This is a genomic window from Streptomyces olivochromogenes, from assembly GCF_021538895.1.
Taxonomy (GTDB): domain Bacteria; phylum Actinomycetota; class Actinomycetes; order Streptomycetales; family Streptomycetaceae; genus Streptomyces; species Streptomyces olivochromogenes_A.
The window spans coordinates 22,445-39,979 of record NZ_JADDRL010000021.1; the positions used below are offsets into that span (position 1 = coordinate 22,445).

Genomic DNA, 17,535 nt, shown 5'->3' on the forward strand with positions numbered 1-17,535 from the left:
GGGGCCCGATCTGAATTACGAACCGGACTTGCGCTTGTTCCACACATCGAAGCCGACCGCCACCAGGAGGGCGAGCCCCTTGATGACCTGTTGCCAGTCGGTGCCGACGCTGAGGAGGTTCATGCCGTTGTTCAGCACGCCGAGGACGAGACCGCCGATGATGGCGCCGAGGACGGTGCCGACACCGCCGCTCATCGACGCGCCACCGATGAACGAGGAGGCGATGGCCTCCAGTTCGAAGTTGACGCCCGCCTTCGGCGAGGCCGCGTTCAGGCGGGCGGCGACCACCAGACCCGCCAGGGCCGCGAGCACGCCCATGTTCAGGAAGACGTAGAAGGTGACCTTCTTGTCCTTGACGCCGGACAGCTTGGCCGCCGGCAGGTTGCCGCCGATCGCGTAGATGTGGCGGCCGAAGACGGCGTTGCGCATGACGTAGCCGTACCCGACCACCAGCACGCCGAGGATGATCAGCACGATCGGTGCGCCCTTGTAGCTGGCGAGCAGCATCGTGAGGGTGAGGATCGCGGCGACCAGGGCGACCAGCTTGAGCAGGAAGAGACGGCCGGGCAGCACGTCGAGCGCGAACTCCTGCTGCCGGCGCCGCCCTTGGACCTCCTGCCACACCACGGCCGCGATCAGCACGAGGCCGAGGAGCAGCGTGAGGTTGTGGTAGTTGGTGCTGGGGCCGGCCTCGGGCAGGAAGCCGTTGCCCATCTTCTGCAGGCCGTCGGGGAAGGGGCCGAGCGTCTGCCCCTCGAGCAGGATCTCGGTGAGTCCGCGGAAGAGCAGCATGCCGGCGAGGGTGACGATGAACGACGGTATGCCGAGATACGCGATCAGAAAGCCCTGGATCGAGCCCGCGACCGCGCCGACCAGCAGACACAGCACCAGCGCGATCGGCCAGGCCAGCCCGTGCTGCACGGTCAGCACGGCCGCGAAGGCGCCCACGAACGCGGTCAGCGAGCCGACCGACAGGTCGATGTGGCCCGCGATGATCACCAGCATCATGCCGATCGCGAGGATCAGGATGTAGCTGTTCTGCAGCACCAGGTTGGAGACGTTGCGCGGCAGCAGCAGGTCCCCGTCGGTCCAGATCGCGAAGAGCACGACGATCAGGCCGAGGGCGATCAGCATGCCGTACTGGCGCATGTTGCGGCGCAGGCCGCTCAGCACCAGCCCGAGCAGGCCCTCGCCCGTGGCCGATCCGCTCCCGCCCGGCGGCGCCGGGGCCGGGGTCTTGGCGGTGACGTCCGTGCTCATCGCGTTACCTCTTTGTCCTTCGTCATATGGCGCATCAGCACTTCCTGCGTGGCCTCGGCCCGCGGCACCTCACCGGTCAGCCGACCCGCGGCCATCGTGTAGATGCGGTCGCACATGCCGAGCAGCTCCGGCAGCTCGGAGGAGATGAAGACGACCGCCTTGCCCTGGGCGGCCAGCCGGTCGATGACCGTGTAGATCTCGTACTTGGCGCCCACGTCGATGCCACGCGTGGGCTCGTCCAGGATCAGTACGTCCGGACCGGCGAAGATCCACTTGCTGAGGACGACCTTCTGCTGGTTGCCGCCGGACAGCTTGCCCACCGGCTCGAAGACGGTCGGCGCCTTGATGTTCATGGACGTGCGGTAGCCCTCGGAGACCTGGCGCTCCTCGTGCTCGTCGACGATCCCCCGCCTGGCGACCTTGCCGAGCGCGGTCAGCGAGATGTTGCGGTTGATGGTGTCGATGAGGTTGAGGCCGTAGTGCTTGCGGTCCTCGGTGACATAGGCGATGCCGTGGCCGACCGCCTCCGGGACGGTCTTGGTACGGATCTCCTTGCCGTCCTTGAGGACCGTGCCGCCCGCGTACCGGCCGTACGTCCGCCCGAAGACGCTCATCGCGAGCTCGGTGCGGCCGGCGCCCATCAGTCCGGCGATGCCGACGATCTCGCCGCGGCGCACCTGGATCGACACGTCGTCGACGACCTTGCGCTGCTGGTCGATCGGGTGGTGCACGGTCCAGTTGCGGATCTCCAGCGCCGGGGCGGCGCCCTCCTGGCCCTCGTGCGGGGTGCGTTCGGGGAAGCGGTGGTCCAGGTCGCGGCCCACCATGCCGGCGATGATCCGCTCCTCGCTGGTCTCCTTCGCCTTCACGTCGAGGGTCTCGATGGACTTCCCGTCGCGGATGATCGTCACCGAGTCGGCGACCCGGCGGATCTCGCCCAGCTTGTGGGAGATGATGATCGAGGTGATGCCCTGGTTCTTCAACTCCAGGATGAGGTCGAGGAGTTGGCCGCTGTCCTCGTCGTTCAGGGCCGCCGTCGGCTCGTCGAGGATGAGCAGCTTCACCGACTTCGACAGCGCCTTGGCGATCTCCACGAGCTGTTGCTTGCCGACGCCGATGTCGGCGACCCTGGTCTCCGGGTGCTCGTCGAGCCCGACCCGGCGCAGCAGTTCGGTGGCGTGCCTGAGCGTGTCGTTCCAGTTGATGAGCCCGCGCCTGGCGTGCTCGTTGCCGAGGAAGATGTTCTCCGCGAGGGACAGGTACGGCACCAGCGCCAGCTCCTGGTGGATGATGACGATGCCGTGGTGCTCGCTGGCCCGGATGTCCTTGAAGCGGCAGATCTCCCCCTCGAAGAGGATCTCGCCCTCGTAGCTGCCGTGCGGATGGACGCCGGAGAGCACCTTCATCAGGGTGGACTTTCCGGCGCCGTTCTCACCGCAGATGGCGTGGACCTCGCCCTGACGGACGGTCAGTGAGACGTCCGACAGCGCCTTGACACCGGGAAAGGTCTTGACGATCGAGCGCATTTCCAGGACGGGTCCCGCCATGGTCGTGCCTTCCAATCCGTGGGTCGGGGCGGTTACTTGAGCTCGGCGGCGGTGTAGTAGCCGCCCTTGACCAGCACGTCCTCGTAGTTGGTTCGGTCGACGCTGACCGGCTGCAGCAGGTAGGAGGGGACGACCTTGCTGCCGTTGTCGTAGGTCTTGGTGTCGTTGACCTCGGGCTTCTTGCCGTGGAGCACGTCGTCGACCATCGTCGAGGCGACATCGGCGAGCTTGCGGGTGTCCTTGTAGACGGTCTGCGTCTGCTCACCGGCGATGATCGACTTCACCGAGGCGAGTTCGGCGTCCTGGCCGGTGACGACCGGCAGCGGCTTGCTCTTGGAGCCGTAGCCGTCCGACTTCAGCGAGGACAGGATGCCGATGGAGATGCCGTCGTACGGGGAGAGGACCGCGTCGACCCGCCGGCTCTTGTAGGAGGAGGTCAGGATGTCGTCCATGCGCTTCTGCGCGGTGGCGCCGTCCCAGCGCAGGGTGGTGACCTTGGTGAGCTCGGTCTGGCCGGAGCGGACGACCAGCTTCTTGCTGTCGATGTACGGCTTGAGGACGCTCATCGCGCCGTTGAAGAAGTACTTGGTGTTGTTGTCGTCGTTGGAGCCGGCGAACAGCTCGATGTTGAAGGGGCCCTTGCCGTTCTTCAGGCCGAGCTTGTCGACGATGTAACTCGCCTGGAGCTCGCCGACCTTGGTGTTGTCGAACGAGGCGTAGTAGTCGACGTTCCCGGTGCCGAGGATCAGCCGGTCGTAGGCGATGACCGGGATCTTCGCCTCCGCGGCCTCCTGGAGCACGTTGTTCAGGGACTTGTTGTCGATCGCCGCGACGATCAGGCCCTTGACGCCCTGGGTGATCAGGTTCTCGATCTGCGAGACCTGCTGGTCCGGGTCGTCCTCGCCGTAGACCAGCTTGGTCTTGTAGCCCTTGGCCTCCAGGTCCTTGACGACGTTCTTGCCGTCGGCGATCCAGCGCTCGGAGGACTTGGTCGGCATCGCGATGCCGATCGTGGCTCCCTTGGCGTCGCCGCCCTTGTCCTTGCTGCCGCCCTCGCTGTTCTGGCCGCAGGCGGACAGGGTGAGGGCGAGGGAGGCGGCTGAGGCCACGGCGGCCAGTGCGGCTCTGCGGTTGCGCATGTGATCAGTCCTTGGTCTTCTCGGCGGTCTTCGCGACGGTTTTCTCGGGGGTTTGCGCGACGGTCTTCTCGACGTGGGAGGTCCCGGGCGCTTCAGGCGCCGGTGGGAAAGCGGTGGAGCGGGCCGGGCAGCCGGGAGCCGAGCGGCGCCATGTCGCCGTCCGCGCCGTGCCGGGCGAGCAGGTCCAGGGCGAGGCGGCCGCGCCGCACCCGCTCCCGGGCGGTGTCCAGGGTCACGTCCCGCAGATGGGTGCCCCACGGGTAGATGCCGGGAGCCCTGGACAGGCCGAACTTCAGATAGAGCGGTGCGCCGCGCCGGATGAGCTCGGCGACCTCGTACATCCGGATGTATCCGCCGAGGTCGTCGGGGGCCTCGATGTACATGTCCATGGGGGCGCCGGACACCCGGCGGATCTCGGTGAGGTGATCGAGCGTCAGATCGCTGGGCACGTTGATCGAGTCGGCGCCGAGCCGCTCGTACACCGCGTACGCGGCCGGGTTGACCGGCCCGATCAGCGCCGAGACCTTGAGCGTGGTGTCGGCCGGGATGATCCCGGTCCGCCGTGCCCGGTGCAGGGTCCACAGCACGCCCTCGTCGGCGACCAGCAGGCACTTGACGCCCAACTCAGTGGCCCGGACGGCGTCTTCGACGCAACCGGCGACCGCGTCGTGGCCGCGGGCGCGCAGGCCGGCCCCCCGCGAGTCGGTGCGCACCGAGCCACCGATGTCCCAGGTGCCGCGCGGGCCGGTGAACAGGCAGAGCTCGATGCCGCGTTCGTCGGTGGCCTCGACCATCTCGGTGATCTCGGCGTCCGTCAGCATCCACACGCCGCTGCCCTGGCTGATCCGGTGGATCGGCACGTCGAGCCGGGAGGACTCCTTGAGGACGGCCGCCAGCGCCTCGGGACCCTCGCACGAGGGGATCTCGGTGCGCCAGCGGCCGCCGCCCGGGAAGCCGTGGGCGGAGGCGTCGGCGGGGTCGAGGGCGGGCGCGCCCAGGCCCAGGGCGGTGAGTGCCTGCTCACCGGGCCTGCGGGCTGCCGTGGCGGAAGCGTCGGTCACAAGCTGTCCTTCGTGTTCGATATTTCGCACATGGTTCGGGCCTTGGGGCAGGGAAAGGGCCCGGTGGTACGCCGGTCGCGGCGCGATCAGGTAACGCCGCGACCGGCGCAGAACTAGGGCCTGAGCAGCACCTTGCCGACCTTCGGGTCGCCGGACCCCACGAGCTCGACGGCCCGGGAGAACTGGGTCAGCGGCAGCCGGTGCGTGACCAGGGGCAGCGGTTCGAGCAGGCCGGCGCCGAAGACCCGTACCGTGTGCGCCCAGGCGTCCGGCGGCGCCCCGAAGACGGTCTGCACCGCCAGCTGCCGTACGACCAGGTCGGTCGGGTCGAGCCCCTCGGCGCCCGGCGCCGGGATGCCCGTCAGGACCAGGCGTCCGCCGCGCCTGAGCAGCGAGGCGGCGGTGCGCGCGGCGGACGCGGACCCGGCGGTCTCGACGACGACGTCGAAGTCGTCGGGCAGCGGCTGGTCCTTCGTACGGAAGTCGGTGGCGCCGAACCGGCGGGAGAGGGCCTCCCGGTCGTCGCGGGTGCCGACCACCAGGAGCTCGGCCGGGGAGATCGCCCGCAGGAACTGTACGGCGAACATCCCGAGCGTCCCGGTGCCGACCACCGCGACCCGCTCGCCCGGCCGGGCGTCCGCCTTGAGCGCGGCCGCCGCGACACAGGCGGCCGGCTCCAGGAGGGCGGCGGCGGTGAGGTCGGCCGCGTCGGGCAGGACGTGCAGCAGCCGGGCCGGGAGGGTGAGGGTGGTGGCCATGGCGCCCGGCTGGGTGAAGCCGGTCTCCTCGTAGCCCGCGGTGCACAGGGTGGTCTCGCCCGCGTGGCAGCGGTCGCACACCTGGCAGTTGCGGAAGCCCTCGCCGACGACCTTGCGGCCGACCAGGGAGTCCGGCACCCCGGCGCCCACCTTCCGCACCGTCCCGGACCACTCGTGGCCGGGCGTCAGCGGGTAACGGACGTACCCCTCGGGCCGGTTGCCCTGGTACAGCTCGCGGTCACTGCCGCAGATGCCCACGGCGTGCACGGCGACCAGCGCCTCGCCCGGACCCGGCTCGCGCGGCTCGTGCGGGACGACGCGGTGCTCGCCCGGCGCCTCGACGACGACCGCGGTGCTCACTGCGTGCCCTTCGGCCTGCGCTGCTCCCAGCCGTCGGCCCACAGGTCGAACCGGGCCTGCTGCTGCGGGAACTCGGCGGCCGCGTCGGCGTCGAACTCGACGCCGAGACCCGGTGCGTCGGAGAGGTGGAAGTAGCCGTCGACCACCTCCGGCGCGCCCTTGACGACCTTCTTGATGTCCGCGTCGGCGAAGTCGTTGAAGTGCTCCAGGATCTTGAAGTTCGGGGTGGTGAACCCGACCTGGAGGGAGGCGGCGGTGAGCACCGAGCCGCCCACGTTGTGCGGGGCGACGAGGACGTAGTGCGTCTCGGCGGTCGCGGCCAGCTTCCGGGTCTCCCAGATGCCGCCGATGTGGCCGACGTCCGGCTGGATGATGTCGGCGGCCTGGCTCTCGAAGAGCTCGCGGAACTCGATCCGGTCGTGGATCCGCTCACCGGTGGCCACCGGCAGGTCCACCTTCGCCGCGACCTTCTCCAGCGCCTTGAGGTTCTCCGGCGGCACCGGCTCCTCCAGCCACGCGGGCTTGAAGGGGGCCAGCTCGTGGGCCAGCCGGACGGCGGTGGCAGGGGAGAAGCGGCCGTGCATCTCCAGCATCAGCTCGGTGTCCGGGCCGATCGCGTCGCGCACCGCCTCGATGAGGGAGACGGAGTACAGGGTCTGCTCGTGGTCGAGCTCGAAGTGCCCGGTGCCGAACGGGTCGATCTTGAGGGCCCGGTACCCGCGGGCGACGACCTCCTGCGCGGCCTTGTGGTAGGCCTCCGGGGTCCGCTCGGTGGTGTACCACCCGTTGGCGTACGCCTTGACCCGGTCGGTGACCTTGCCGCCGAGCAGCTGCCAGACCGGAACGCCGAGCGCCTTGCCCTTGATGTCCCAGCAGGCCGTCTCGACGACCGCGATGCCGGACATGACGATCTCGCCGGCCCGCCCGTAGTCGCCGTACTTCATGCGGCGCACGAGATCCTCGACGGCGAACGGGTCCGATCCGAGAATGTGGTTGGCCTCGGCCTCCCGCAGGTAGCCGATCAGCGCGTCGGTGCGGCCGAGCATCCGGGTCTCGCCGACTCCCGTGATCCCTTCGTCGGTGTGCACCTGGACGTAGGTCAGGTTGCGCCACGGCGTCCCGACCACGTGTGTGCTGATTCCGGTGATGCGCACGGCAGTTGCCCCTCAGCTGTTCGAGATTTCGTCACACGTTCGAAATGTTGGCGTGACAGTAAGGATGGGGCGGCGGGGGTGTCAATGGGGCGAACAGATATCGGTTTCGGCAAGGATGTCGAGAACTCTTTCGGTCTCCCACAGAACCTTCACAGGGGCGCCTAGGAACGTGACCCTCCGGGAACTTAGTCTTCCCGCGTCATGGACTACTGCCTCCCGTGCCGTAGGCACCTCAACGGCGCTCTCGCCTGCCCGGGGTGCGGCACTCCCGTCGAACAGCTCCGCGCGTACCCGGAGGAATCGGGCGCGCGCCCGTACGAGCCGTACCCGTACAAGAACCAGAACCCCTACGACAGTTACGACGACGGGGACGACCGCGACGGCGGGGACAACGGTGACGAGCACGCCGACTCCGGCGAGGGCTACGACGACGAGGACGCCGACGCCGACGAACACCACGCGCGCGGCGACGAGGCCGAGCCGTCGGGGCGTGCGGCCCGGCGCCGGGAACAGACGCGCGGCCGGGGCCGTGGGCGTGGGCGGGGCGGGGACGAGGAGGGTCCGGCGGGCGCCGAGGGCAGCCGCCGCGACCGCAAGGCCGCGGCCCACCGCCGACGCCGCCGCCGGACCCTGTTGATAACCGCGGGTTTCGTCCTGGCGGCCGGTGGCCTCAGCCTCGCCGAACTCGGCATGGACGCCCCGTTCTCCAGCCAGCGGCCGGCCGCGGCCGGCAACGACTCCACGGACGGCGGCGCGAGTTCCTCGGACTCGGGGGAGTCGGCGAAGCCCCTGGACGACGCGTCCGCCGGTACGAAGGCCGGATCCGCCTCACCGGACGCCTCGGCCTCCCCGTCCGCCTCCGAGTCCGCGAAGGACAAGGCGTCGAAGTCCCCCGACGACAAGAGCACCGACGCGTCGGAGCAGTCGGCCGTCGCGGGCACGGGCGGGCCGACCACGGCCCCCACGTCCCCGGCCACCTCCCGGCCGGCGTCCACCCCGAGCGCGAACCCGACGCCGTCCGGCCCGGCACCGGTTCCTTCCCCGTCGAAGACGTGCAAGCAGTTCCTGTGGTGGTGCACCTGAGCGTTCCCCGCCGCGACGGCGCGAACGCGAGGGCGGCCGCCAGGGCCTGGACCGGTGTGACCGCGAGGGCGGCCGACCGGGCCTAGACCGGCGTGACCGCCACCACCACCCCCGGCTCCGCCGCCGGGCTCACCGCCGCCGACACCCGTATCGCCGTGGCCCGTGCCACGCGTCCGGTACGGGCGGCTGTCGTCAGGAGCAGCGGCTGGAGTTGCTCCAGGCCCGTCACCAGGAGCTCCTCGCCGGCGATCAGCACGGGCCGGGCCGCCTTGGTCGCCGCGGCGGCCGCCTCCGTCACATCGGCCAGAGGCGGGAGCGCGGCGCGGACGAGACCGGCGCCCACCGTGGCCGCCCGCTCCGCCAGCGCCACCTGGGCGGGCAGGAGGGGAGCCACGGCCGCCGTGACGGCGTCCGCGATGCGGCGCAGTTCCGGGGAGGACTCGCGCAGGACCTCGGCCGCCGCCCGGATCGCGGGGGTGAGGGCCAGCAGCGCGCCCGCCGCCATCCCGGCCAGGGTGGGCAGCAGCGGGGACATCGCCTCGGCCAGCTCCCCGAGCACGGCCGCGAACTCCTCCACGGCGGGCTCCACCGCGTCCAGCACCGGCAGCAGGCTGTCGCCGAGGGCGGCCAGCAGGGCCTGGGCCGGTTCGCTGACCGGGTGCGCCGCCAGCGGCATCCCGCTCGTGCCCAGCCGGGTCAGCGTGTCCACGATCCGGTAGAACGCCTCCTGCGCCTGTGGTGACGCGCTCGCCTCGGCCAGCTCCGCCGTCGTCTCGCGCAGCACCCGCAGCAGTTCGGTGCCCGAACCGTCGCGCGGGTCCAGGGTGTTGATCGCGATTTTGGTGATGTTCCCGGCCGTGTCCAGGAGTTGACCGGTGATGTCGGTGGTGCTGCGTGCCATGCGCAGCACCTCGTCCCTGCTGGGGAGCGAAGGAATCGTCGCCATGGGCCCTCCCGCCCTCTGCTCGGCCTCTGCCCGACGGCTCGACTCGCACCCACCGCGCGGACCCGCCCACAGCATGCCCCGTCCGACCCCTCTCGCATCGGCCATCCGGGGCAACGGTGACACCCAGGCTCGCCTGTTGCTGTTGAGTCGAACAGGTACGTCTCGCCGTACCGCTCTCAGGAATCGTCAGAGGAGGTACGCGTGCCCCCCACCGCAGGAGCCGTTCCCCCGAGATCCGTTCTGATCACGACCCTTGCCGTCCTGGCGCTCGCCACCGCGGCCGCCCCCGCCCGTACCACCGGAGTGGACCCCGCCCGAACCGCCGGAGCCGGCGTCGCCCCCGCCCTCCGGGAGGGTTCCGCCACGGAGCACCGGGCGGCCGACGCCCCGGCGGCAGCGGCCCGCACGGCCCTCACCGCACGGCTCCCCGACCTCGCCGACGCCGGCCGCGGCTACCCGCGCCAACAGGTCCTCGCCCCCGACCCGGAGAACGCCGCCGACCGCTCCCTCAAGCTCGGCCTCGTCCCGTACCACGCCATCGCCCCCCGGCTGAACGCCCTCCAGCGCCTCGGCGACCGGGTGAGCGTAGAGGTCGCGGGCCACTCGGCCGGCGGCCACCGGCTCTACCTCGTCACCGTGACCGCCCCGGAGAGCGCCGCCGAGACCCAAGCCCAGGAGCAGATGCGCGACCGCATCGAGAACGCGCCCGCCGCGGCCGCCGAGGACCCCGCGATCAAGGCGTCCTACAAGACCCCGGTCTTCTTCAACAGCAACATCCACGGCGACGAGCGGGAGGGCACCGACGCCGCCCTGAAGCTCATCGAGCGGCTCGCGACCGCGAACGACGCGAGCACCGCGGACCTCCTCGCGCACAGCCGCCTGTACTTCGACCTCACCGCCAACCCGGACGGCCGGATCGCGGGCACCCGCGCCAACGCCAACGGCTTCGACCTGAACCGGGACTTCGTCACCGCCTCCCAGCCCGAGGTGCGGGCGTTGCGGCAGATCGAGATCGACAAGCAGCCGGCCGTCATGCTGGACCTGCACGGCTACGTCAACGGCACCCTCATCGAGCCGGCCACCCCGCCGCACGGCGAGAACTACGAGTACGACCTGTTCCTGAAGAACACCTACGCCAACGCCCTCGGCATGGAGGCCGCCGTCAACGGCCTCCGTTACACCCCGGCGAAGGACGGCGTCGCACCGGTCCAGATCCCCTTCCGCGACCAGCGGGAGGGCTGGGACGACTGGCCCCCGGTCTTCACCCCGCAGTACGCGGCCTTCCACGGCGCGGTCGCCGCGCACACCGTCGAGATCCCCCTGGCCGTCAACAACGCGGCCTACGACACCCTGCCGGCGACCGAACTGAAGCGCAGGGCCGCGATCGACGTGGCCGTCGCCGAGGCCGCCATGCGCGCCACGCTCGACTACGCCCGCTCGCACCGGACGACGCTCATCGCCGACCAGATCGAGGTCTTCCGGCGCGGGACGGCGGGCGCCGCGCAGGTGCCGGTGTCGCCGAAGACCGTGCCGGGCGTGCCCGGCATCGGGCCCGAGGACGTCTACACGACGACGTTCCCGCGGGCGTACGTCGTCCCGGCGGGCCGCACCCAGCGTTCCGCCGCCGCCCGGCTCGTCGACCACCTCCTCGCCAACGACGTCCGCGTAGGCCGCGCCACCGGGGACTTCCGGCTCGGCGGACGGACCTACCCGAGCGGCTCCTACCTCGTCGACCTGCACCAGCCCAAGCGCGGTCTGGCGAACGCGCTGCTCGCCGACGGCCGGGACATCAGCGACAAGGTGTCGGTGATGTACGACATCTCGGGCTGGAGCCTGGGCCGGCTGTGGGGCGCCACCGTCGAGGCCGTACCGGACGGCCGGCTGTCCGGGCTCCCGGTCGGCGCCGTCCACGAGGCCGCCGCCGTCGGACACGTCGCCCCGAGCGGCGACCTGCGGCTGCGGCTGGACGACCCACGGGAGGTTGCGGCGCTGAACGCGCTGCTCGCGCAGCACGTGTCCGTACGTCTCGCGGGCGACGGCAGCGCCGTGGTCCCGGCCTCGGCGCGCGCGGCGGCCGCCGACGCGGCCCGGACGTACGACGTCTCCTTCGACGCCACCACCCTCGGGCCCGCCACCGCGGCCCTGCGCCGCCCGCGCGTGGCGGCCGCCGTCACCCCCGGCGAGCTGTTCGCGCTGCGGGAGATGAACTTCGACGTCGTGCCCGTCTCCACCGAGCTCCTGGACGCGGGCTTCGACTGGTCGCGGGCGGACGTGCTGTTCGTGTCGGCCGGGCTGGACCGCGACGACCTGGACGCACCGGCCCGCCGGGCCCTGGACGCCTTCCTCGCCGGACACGGCCTCGTCGGCCGGGGTGCGGTCGGGGCGGCGCTCGGCTCGGCGGCGGGGCTGGCCGCGAAGCCGGCCGAAGGCAGTCCGGACGCCAACGGGGTGGTGCGCGTGGTGAATTCGGGCCCGGTCACCGCCGGCGCCCCGGACCACTCCTTCGTCTACGCACCCGTCTGGTTCACCGACCTCGGGCCGGGGGTCCGGGTCGAGCAGTCGTACGCGACCGGGAACCCGCTTCTCGCCGGCCACTGGCGGCCGGGGGCCGACGGCTTCGGCGGGCCGGGCGCGGCGGCGGGACAGGCCTCGGTGGTGAGCGGCCCGCGTGCGGTGCTGTTCGGCACCGAACCCCTCTTCCGGGACCACCCGAAGGGGGAACTCGCCCAGGTCGGAAGGGCGTTGTTCACAATGGGAGCAGCGAGCAGCGGCTCGGTTGAGGAGAGCGGATGACGCAGGAGATCACCGTCCACGGCACGGTCGCCGAGGGCTATGAGCCGGTGCGCGAGGAGTTCACCGCGTTCATCGCCACGGAACGCGCCGACTACGAGGGCCAGTTGTGCGCGTACGTCCACGGGCGACGGGTCGTCGACCTGTGGGCCGGGGACGGCGTCGACGGCGACAGCCTCTACGGCGTGTACTCGTCGACCAAGGGAGCCGCCCACCTGGTGGTGGCGATCCTCGTGCAGGACGGCACGCTGGAGCTGGACCGCAAGGTCACCTACTACTGGCCGGAGTTCGCCGCCGAGGGCAAGGGGGCACTGACCGTGCGCGAGCTGATCGCGCACCGGGCGGGTCTGGTCGGCACCGACTCCGGATTCACCCCGGCGGAGCTGGCCGACGACCGGGCGATGGCCGAACGCCTCGCCGACCAGCGGCCGTTCTGGCGCCCCGGCACGGCCTTCGGCTACCACGCCCTGGTCATCGGCGCGCTCACCGGCGAGGTCGTGCGGCGTGCGACGGGCCGCACCTTGCAGGAGGTGTACCAGGAGCGGGTCCGCGCTCCCTACGACCTCGACTTCTTCCTGGGCCTGCCATCCGCGCACGAGCCGCGTTTGCGCAGCACCCTGCCGATGCTCCCGACGGCCCAGCAGCGCGCGCTGCTCGACACCGTCCCGTCCGGCCCGCACACGCTCGCCGCGATCGCGTTCAACGAGCACGCGGCCGAGCCCACCGACCTGGAGTCCCTGCTCAACGAGCCGCTGATCCGCGCCAAGGGCCCGGCCTCGGTGGGCGGGGTCGCCTCGGCGCGCGGTCTGGCCGGGATGTACGCGGCGCTGCTCAGCGAGATCGACGGCAAGGCACCGCTGCTGAAGGAGGACACGGTGGCGGAGTTCGGCCAGTACCACTCCGTGGGGTACGACCTGGTGGCCCGCGCCCACAAGTCGTACGGCCTGGGCTTCCAGGCCACCGCCGACACCTGGCACACCTTCCTGGGCGCCGGCGCGATCGGCCACAGCGGCGCGGCGGGTTCGCAGGCCTTCGCCGACCCGCGCAGCGGCGTCGCCTACGGCTACACGCGGCGCCGCTTCGCGTTCCCGGGAGGGGCGGCCCCGGAGAACGACCGGCTGGCGGGGGCGGTGCACCGGGCGGCACTGGCCCGCTGACGACGAGAGGCCGCACCCCCGTCCCCAAGGGTGCGGCCCCCGCTCAGCGCGACGACCGGTCTCGGACCAGCGTCACGGTGATGTTCCCGCGCGTCGCCTTCGAGTACGGGCACACCTGGTGGGCCTTCTCGACCAGAGCGCGCGCGGTGTCCGCGTCGACGCCCGGGATCTCGGCCGAGATCTCGACGATGATCCCGAACCCGTCGTCGTTCCTGCCGATACCGACCTTCGCGGTGACGGTCGAGCCGGAGACGTCGGCGCCCTCCTGACGGGCGACGACCCCGAGCGCGCCCTGGAAGCAGGCGCTGTAACCGGCGGCGAACAGCTGCTCCGGGTTGGTGCCCGCGCCGCTCCCGCCCATCTCCTTGGGCGGATTGACGACGACGTCGAGCCTGCCGTCGTCGGTGGCGACCCTGCCGTCGCGGCCGTTCTCGGCGGTGGCGACGGCGGTGTACAGGACGTCGGACGGGCCAATGGGGGTGCTGGGCATGCGGTTGTCCTCCTCCTCGGTCCGCGGCGACTCGCGCCCACGATCACCACGGATTTCGGAAAGAAGTTACCGCATGCCGGAAACAGCCGGGAAGTCCCGCGGGCCTTACAGCTTGACGATCATCTTTCCGGTGTTGTCGCCGCGCAGGACCCCGAGGAACGCCTCCAGGTTGTTCTCGATGCCCTCGACCACGGTCTCGCGGTACTTGAGCCGGCCGGAGGCCACCCAGGGGCCGACCTCGGCCACGAACTGCGGCTGCAGGTCGTAGTGGTCGCCGACCAGGAAGCCCTCCATGCGGCCGCGGGTCTGGATGAGGCGGGCGAGGTTGCGCGGGCCGGGGGCCGGCTCGGTGTTGTTGTAGACGGAGATCATTCCGCAGACCGCGATCCGGCCGCCCTGGTTGAGCGAGCCGATGGCCGCCTCCAGGTGGTCGCCGCCGACGTTGTCGAAGTAGACGTCGATGCCGTCGGGGGCGGCGGCCCGCAGCTGCTCGCCGACGGGGCCGTTCTTGTAGTTGAAGGCGGCGTCGAAGCCGTACTCCTCCACCAGCAGCTTGACCTTCTCGTCGGACCCGGCGGAGCCGATGACCCGCGAGGCGCCCTTGAGCTTGGCGATCTGCCCGACCTGGCTGCCCACGGCACCCGCGGCGCCGGAGACGAAGACGGAGTCGCCCTCCTTGAAGGAGGCGGTGCGCAGCAGACCGGCGTAGGCGGTGAGGCCGGTCATGCCGAGGACGCCGAGGTACGTGGACAGCGGGGCGGCCTCGGGGTCGACCTTGACGGCGTGCTGCGCGTCCAGGACCGCGTACTCGCGCCAGCCGAAGAAGTGCAGGACGTGGTCGCCGACGGAGAGACCCTCGGCGTTGGAGGCGACGACCTCGCCGACGGCGCCGCCCTGCATGACCTTGCCCAGCTCGAAGGGGGCGGCGTACGACTTCGCGGCACTCATTCGGCCGCGCATGTACGGGTCCACGGAGAGGTACTTGTTCCGCACGAGCACCTGACCCTCGCCCGGCGTCGGGACCTCCGCCTCGACGAGGGCGAAGTCCTCGGGCTTCGGCCAGCCGACGGGGCGGCTGAGGAGGTGCCATTCGCGGTTGATCATGACCTGTGCCTTTCGGGATTTACTTCAGTACCTGAAACAACCATGCGCCTGAATATTTCATGATGTCAAGTAACCGGGTACTCTGGAGTACATGTCGAGCCCACAGAAGATCTCCCGCCAGATCTCCCGCCCCGATGAGCTGACCATGGAGGTCGTCGAGCTGATCGGGGACGTCGTGGCCCGGTTCTACGCGGACTACGAGGAGGCGGCGGGCGAGCACCGGCTCACCGGGGCCCAGGCAAGGCTGCTGAACCTCCTGTCGCTGGAGCCGCTGCCGATGCGCAAGCTCGCGCAGAAGCTGAAGTGCGAGCCGTCCAACGTGACCGGGATCGTGGACCGCCTGGAGGCCCGCGGACTGGTCGAGCGCCGCCCCGACCCGGCGGACCGCCGGGTGAAGCTCGCCGCCGCCACCGACGAGGGCCGCGGTGTCTCCCTCGACCTCCGCGAGGGCCTGCGCTTCGCCCGGGAACCCCTCGCCGGACTGTCCGACGAGGAGCGGCTGACCCTGCGGGACCTGCTTCGCCGGATGCTGGGCGCCCAGGACTGACCCGGCGGACAGGCCCTCGGGCCCCCGGGCCCTTGGGACCTTCCGCAGACCCCCGGTAAAGTTTTGGCCATGCGCGATCTTGGGGTGGGATTCGGTTATCTGCTGAAGGGCCAGCGATGGGTGGCCCGGCACGGCAAGCAGTACAACTTCGGCCTGCTGCCCGGCCTGATCGCCCTGGTCCTGTACGGGGCGGCGCTCGTCGCGCTGGCCATCTGGGGCGAGGACTTCGTCTCCTGGGCCACCCCCTTCGCCGACGACTGGTCGAGCCCCTGGCAGGGCCTGTTCCGCGGCTTCCTCACGGCGGTGCTCTTCGCGCTCGGCCTGCTCATGGCCGTCCTCACCTTCACCGCCGTGACCCTGCTGATCGGCCAGCCCTTCTACGAGAAACTCTCCGAGAAGGTCGACCGGGACGTGTCGCCCGACGGCACCGCGCCCGAGTCCGGCCTCCCGCTCTGGCGCGAGCTGTGGATCTCGGCCCGCGACAGCCTGCGCATCCTGGCCCGCGCCGCCGTCTGGGGCGTGCTGCTGTTCGCGCTCGGCTTCCTGCCCTTCGTCGGCCAGACGGCCGTACCGGTGCTCGGCTTCCTCGTCACCGGCTTCTTCCTCACCGAGGAGCTCGCCGCCGTCGCCCTGCAGCGCCGCGGCGTCGAACTGCGCGCCCGCCTCGGCCTCCTGCGCTCCCGCAAGACCCTGGTCTGGGGCTTCGGCGCGCCCCTCGGCCTGGCCTTCCTGGTCCCGTTCGTCGCGGTGTTCCTGATGCCGGGCGCGGTCGCGGGCGCCACGCTCCTCGCCCGCGACCTGCTGGGCGAGGAGATCGCCGAGGGCGCCACGGAGGACGACGGCGACGCCGCGGACGAGGACCGGCAGGTCACTTCCTGAACGTCGCGTCCGCCGCCGCCGTCACGATCGACCGCACCTGCGCGATGATGTCCAGCCGGTTGCGCACGAACTCCGGGTCCGTGACCGTGCCGGTCGACGGGTCGGTGTTGCCGGTGCCGAACTGCAGCACCGGGGTGTGGACATGCCCGCCCGGCAGCGTGTCGTGCAGGCCGAGACGGTCCCGGAGCAGGGTCGCGCGGTAGGCGATCTCGTTCGAGAGGTAGTTGCCGCCGCCCCCGGCACGGGCGGTCGAGCCGGGCGTCGGTCCGTCCGGGCGGACGACCGCCTCGGTGCCGCCCGCCGGGATCTCGGTCACCTCCGTGTGGTCGTACACCGGGAAGCGCCCGGTGTGCGCGGCCACGATCGCCGCGTAGGGCAGCGTCGTGGTCGTCCACTGCGGCTGCGCGGCCGGCTCGGTGACCGGGATCGTCTCCGTCCGGCCGACGGAGTCGTTGTCGGGGAAGCCGCCCCGCCAGGCCCCGTTGGTGCGCTCGATGTCGAAGCGCCCGACGCGGCCCTGGCTCACGGTCGCGAACAGGTCCGCCTTCGGCAGGTACGGCCGCAGCGTCCGCTCCACCGTGCCCTCGGCGAAGTCCTGCCAGCGCACCGGGAACACGGCGGTCTCCACCCGCGCCGGACCGTCCGCCGTCTCGATCACCGTGCCGTCCAGGGCCAGCGCGGTGGCACCGGACGGGTTGGAGATGCGGATGTCCCGGTCGAGGGTGAAGGGGTCGAAGCCGGTGACGAGGATGCGCCGGACGCCCTTGCCGTGCGGGAGGCGGAGGTCGGTCTCCCCACGTGAGGCGCGCTCCAACCCGTCCAGCAGCGCCGCCCGTTGCGACTGGCTCAGCCCGAACCCCGGTTCCCACGTCCGCACATGCCGGGTCATTCCCAACCGCGCCCAGTACAGCGGCCGGTCGTCGTCCGGACTCAGGTCGCCGGCCGCGGGACCCCGCCTCTGCGCCCGGTCGACGGCCCGCCGCCACAGCGCGGATCCCTCGCGCACGACGATGTGGCGGGCCCGCGCGAAGGAGTCCGCCGAGTCGAGCGCGCGGGCGAACTCCGGTGCCACGGCGTCGAATCCGGAACGCCGCAGGATCTCCTGGGGCACGGCCCGGTCGAGCCGCTGTTCCTCGACGGTCGGGGCGGGGACGGGGGCAGGGGCGCCGTCGGCGGACACCGCCGAAGCGGGGGCCGACAGGCCCGCCAGCAGGGCCATGGAGAGGAAGCCGATCCGAACGCGTAAGGAGGTCAAGGAAG

Annotated in this window: 15 protein-coding genes; 5 read left to right on the forward strand and 10 right to left on the reverse strand. The window is 71.4% G+C overall.

The genetic code is table 11. The features are described 5' to 3' along the window. Positions 1-15: 15 nt before the first annotated feature. The 6 genes from mmsB to IPZ69_RS13320 all read right to left on the reverse strand — a co-directional run bounded on the left by mmsB (position 16) and on the right by IPZ69_RS13320 (position 7,279). Entirely contained in the window at positions 16-1,260 is a 1,245-nt protein-coding gene (gene mmsB / locus IPZ69_RS13295; RefSeq protein ID WP_235454301.1) for a multiple monosaccharide ABC transporter permease, read from the reverse strand. After that, positions 1,257-2,807 carry a multiple monosaccharide ABC transporter ATP-binding protein gene (gene mmsA, locus IPZ69_RS13300; protein WP_235454302.1) on the reverse strand — a complete coding sequence of 517 codons (1,551 nt, stop codon included), beginning with the start codon at positions 2,805-2,807 and terminating at the stop codon, positions 1,257-1,259. Before mmsA ends, mmsB begins: the two co-directional genes overlap by 4 nt. A 32-nt stretch (positions 2,808-2,839) precedes the next feature. Beyond that, entirely contained in the window at positions 2,840-3,946 is a 1,107-nt protein-coding gene (gene chvE / locus IPZ69_RS13305; RefSeq protein ID WP_235454303.1) for a multiple monosaccharide ABC transporter substrate-binding protein, read from the reverse strand. 92 nt (positions 3,947-4,038) lie between these two features. Then, positions 4,039-5,007, reverse strand: coding sequence for a hypothetical protein (locus IPZ69_RS13310; RefSeq protein WP_235454304.1), 969 nt, complete (start codon positions 5,005-5,007; stop codon positions 4,039-4,041). Positions 5,008-5,120: 113 nt separating this feature from the next. Then, positions 5,121-6,125, reverse strand: coding sequence for a zinc-dependent alcohol dehydrogenase (locus IPZ69_RS13315; RefSeq protein WP_235454305.1), 1,005 nt, complete (start codon positions 6,123-6,125; stop codon positions 5,121-5,123). Further along, on the reverse strand, positions 6,122-7,279 hold the full coding sequence (locus tag IPZ69_RS13320; protein ID WP_235454306.1) for a mandelate racemase/muconate lactonizing enzyme family protein: 1,158 nt from the start codon (positions 7,277-7,279) through the stop codon (positions 6,122-6,124). Before IPZ69_RS13320 ends, IPZ69_RS13315 begins: the two co-directional genes overlap by 4 nt. 201 nt (positions 7,280-7,480) lie before the next feature. On the opposite strand from IPZ69_RS13320, the gene IPZ69_RS13325 reads away from it, so the two are divergent. Further along, positions 7,481-8,362, forward strand: coding sequence for an SCO2400 family protein (locus tag IPZ69_RS13325; protein WP_235454307.1), 882 nt, complete (start codon positions 7,481-7,483; stop codon positions 8,360-8,362). A gap of 82 nt (positions 8,363-8,444) precedes the next feature. Here IPZ69_RS13325 and IPZ69_RS13330 read toward each other — a convergent pair whose 3' ends face one another. Continuing rightward, positions 8,445-9,308 carry a hypothetical protein gene (locus IPZ69_RS13330; protein ID WP_235454308.1) on the reverse strand — a complete coding sequence of 288 codons (864 nt, stop codon included), beginning with the start codon at positions 9,306-9,308 and terminating at the stop codon, positions 8,445-8,447. A 201-nt stretch (positions 9,309-9,509) separates the two neighbouring features. Between IPZ69_RS13330 and IPZ69_RS13335 the strand changes: the two genes are divergently transcribed. Continuing rightward, complete coding sequence (locus tag IPZ69_RS13335) at positions 9,510-12,101, forward strand: M14 family zinc carboxypeptidase (RefSeq protein ID WP_235454309.1); 2,592 nt, start codon at positions 9,510-9,512, stop codon at positions 12,099-12,101. Then, the gene (locus tag IPZ69_RS13340; protein ID WP_235454310.1) at positions 12,098-13,255 is read left to right on the forward strand and encodes a serine hydrolase domain-containing protein; all 1,158 of its coding nucleotides are present in this window, start codon (positions 12,098-12,100) and stop codon (positions 13,253-13,255) included. Before IPZ69_RS13335 ends, IPZ69_RS13340 begins: the two co-directional genes overlap by 4 nt. A 43-nt stretch (positions 13,256-13,298) precedes the next feature. Here IPZ69_RS13340 and IPZ69_RS13345 read toward each other — a convergent pair whose 3' ends face one another. Next, positions 13,299-13,745 (reverse strand): organic hydroperoxide resistance protein, encoded by a 447-nt coding sequence (locus IPZ69_RS13345; protein ID WP_235454311.1) that lies wholly within the window; start codon positions 13,743-13,745, stop codon positions 13,299-13,301. Between the two features lie 105 nt (positions 13,746-13,850). Continuing rightward, positions 13,851-14,849 (reverse strand): NADP-dependent oxidoreductase, encoded by a 999-nt coding sequence (locus tag IPZ69_RS13350; protein WP_235454312.1) that lies wholly within the window; start codon positions 14,847-14,849, stop codon positions 13,851-13,853. Between the two features lie 91 nt (positions 14,850-14,940). On the opposite strand from IPZ69_RS13350, the gene IPZ69_RS13355 reads away from it, so the two are divergent. Continuing rightward, positions 14,941-15,396: a MarR family winged helix-turn-helix transcriptional regulator gene (locus tag IPZ69_RS13355; protein WP_235454313.1), complete on the forward strand. Its 456-nt coding sequence runs from the start codon at positions 14,941-14,943 to the stop codon at positions 15,394-15,396. A gap of 69 nt (positions 15,397-15,465) precedes the next feature. Continuing rightward, positions 15,466-16,275: an EI24 domain-containing protein gene (locus tag IPZ69_RS13360; RefSeq protein WP_235454314.1), complete on the forward strand. Its 810-nt coding sequence runs from the start codon at positions 15,466-15,468 to the stop codon at positions 16,273-16,275. Here IPZ69_RS13360 and IPZ69_RS13365 read toward each other — a convergent pair. Continuing rightward, positions 16,265-17,530, reverse strand: a complete 1,266-nt coding sequence (locus IPZ69_RS13365) for a pyroglutamyl peptidase (RefSeq protein ID WP_235454315.1) — start codon at positions 17,528-17,530, stop codon at positions 16,265-16,267. The two genes, IPZ69_RS13360 and IPZ69_RS13365, sit on opposite strands and share 11 nt — an antisense overlap. Positions 17,531-17,535 lie beyond the last annotated feature (5 nt).

What these genes read in the sequence shown, in the direction of transcription:
- mmsB (WP_235454301.1), bottom strand. Translation starts at nt 1,260, where the DNA reads ATGAGCACGGACGTCACCGCCAAGACCCCGGCCCCGGCGCCGCCGGGC.
- mmsA (WP_235454302.1), bottom strand. Translation starts at nt 2,807, where the DNA reads ATGGCGGGACCCGTCCTGGAAATGCGCTCGATCGTCAAGACCTTTCCC.
- chvE (WP_235454303.1), bottom strand. Translation starts at nt 3,946, where the DNA reads ATGCGCAACCGCAGAGCCGCACTGGCCGCCGTGGCCTCAGCCGCCTCC.
- IPZ69_RS13325 (WP_235454307.1), top strand. Translation starts at nt 7,481, where the DNA reads ATGGACTACTGCCTCCCGTGCCGTAGGCACCTCAACGGCGCTCTCGCC.
- IPZ69_RS13330 (WP_235454308.1), bottom strand. Translation starts at nt 9,308, where the DNA reads ATGGCGACGATTCCTTCGCTCCCCAGCAGGGACGAGGTGCTGCGCATG.
- IPZ69_RS13340 (WP_235454310.1), top strand. Translation starts at nt 12,098, where the DNA reads ATGACGCAGGAGATCACCGTCCACGGCACGGTCGCCGAGGGCTATGAG.
- IPZ69_RS13345 (WP_235454311.1), bottom strand. Translation starts at nt 13,745, where the DNA reads ATGCCCAGCACCCCCATTGGCCCGTCCGACGTCCTGTACACCGCCGTC.
- IPZ69_RS13350 (WP_235454312.1), bottom strand. Translation starts at nt 14,849, where the DNA reads ATGATCAACCGCGAATGGCACCTCCTCAGCCGCCCCGTCGGCTGGCCG.
- IPZ69_RS13355 (WP_235454313.1), top strand. Translation starts at nt 14,941, where the DNA reads ATGTCGAGCCCACAGAAGATCTCCCGCCAGATCTCCCGCCCCGATGAG.
- IPZ69_RS13360 (WP_235454314.1), top strand. Translation starts at nt 15,466, where the DNA reads ATGCGCGATCTTGGGGTGGGATTCGGTTATCTGCTGAAGGGCCAGCGA.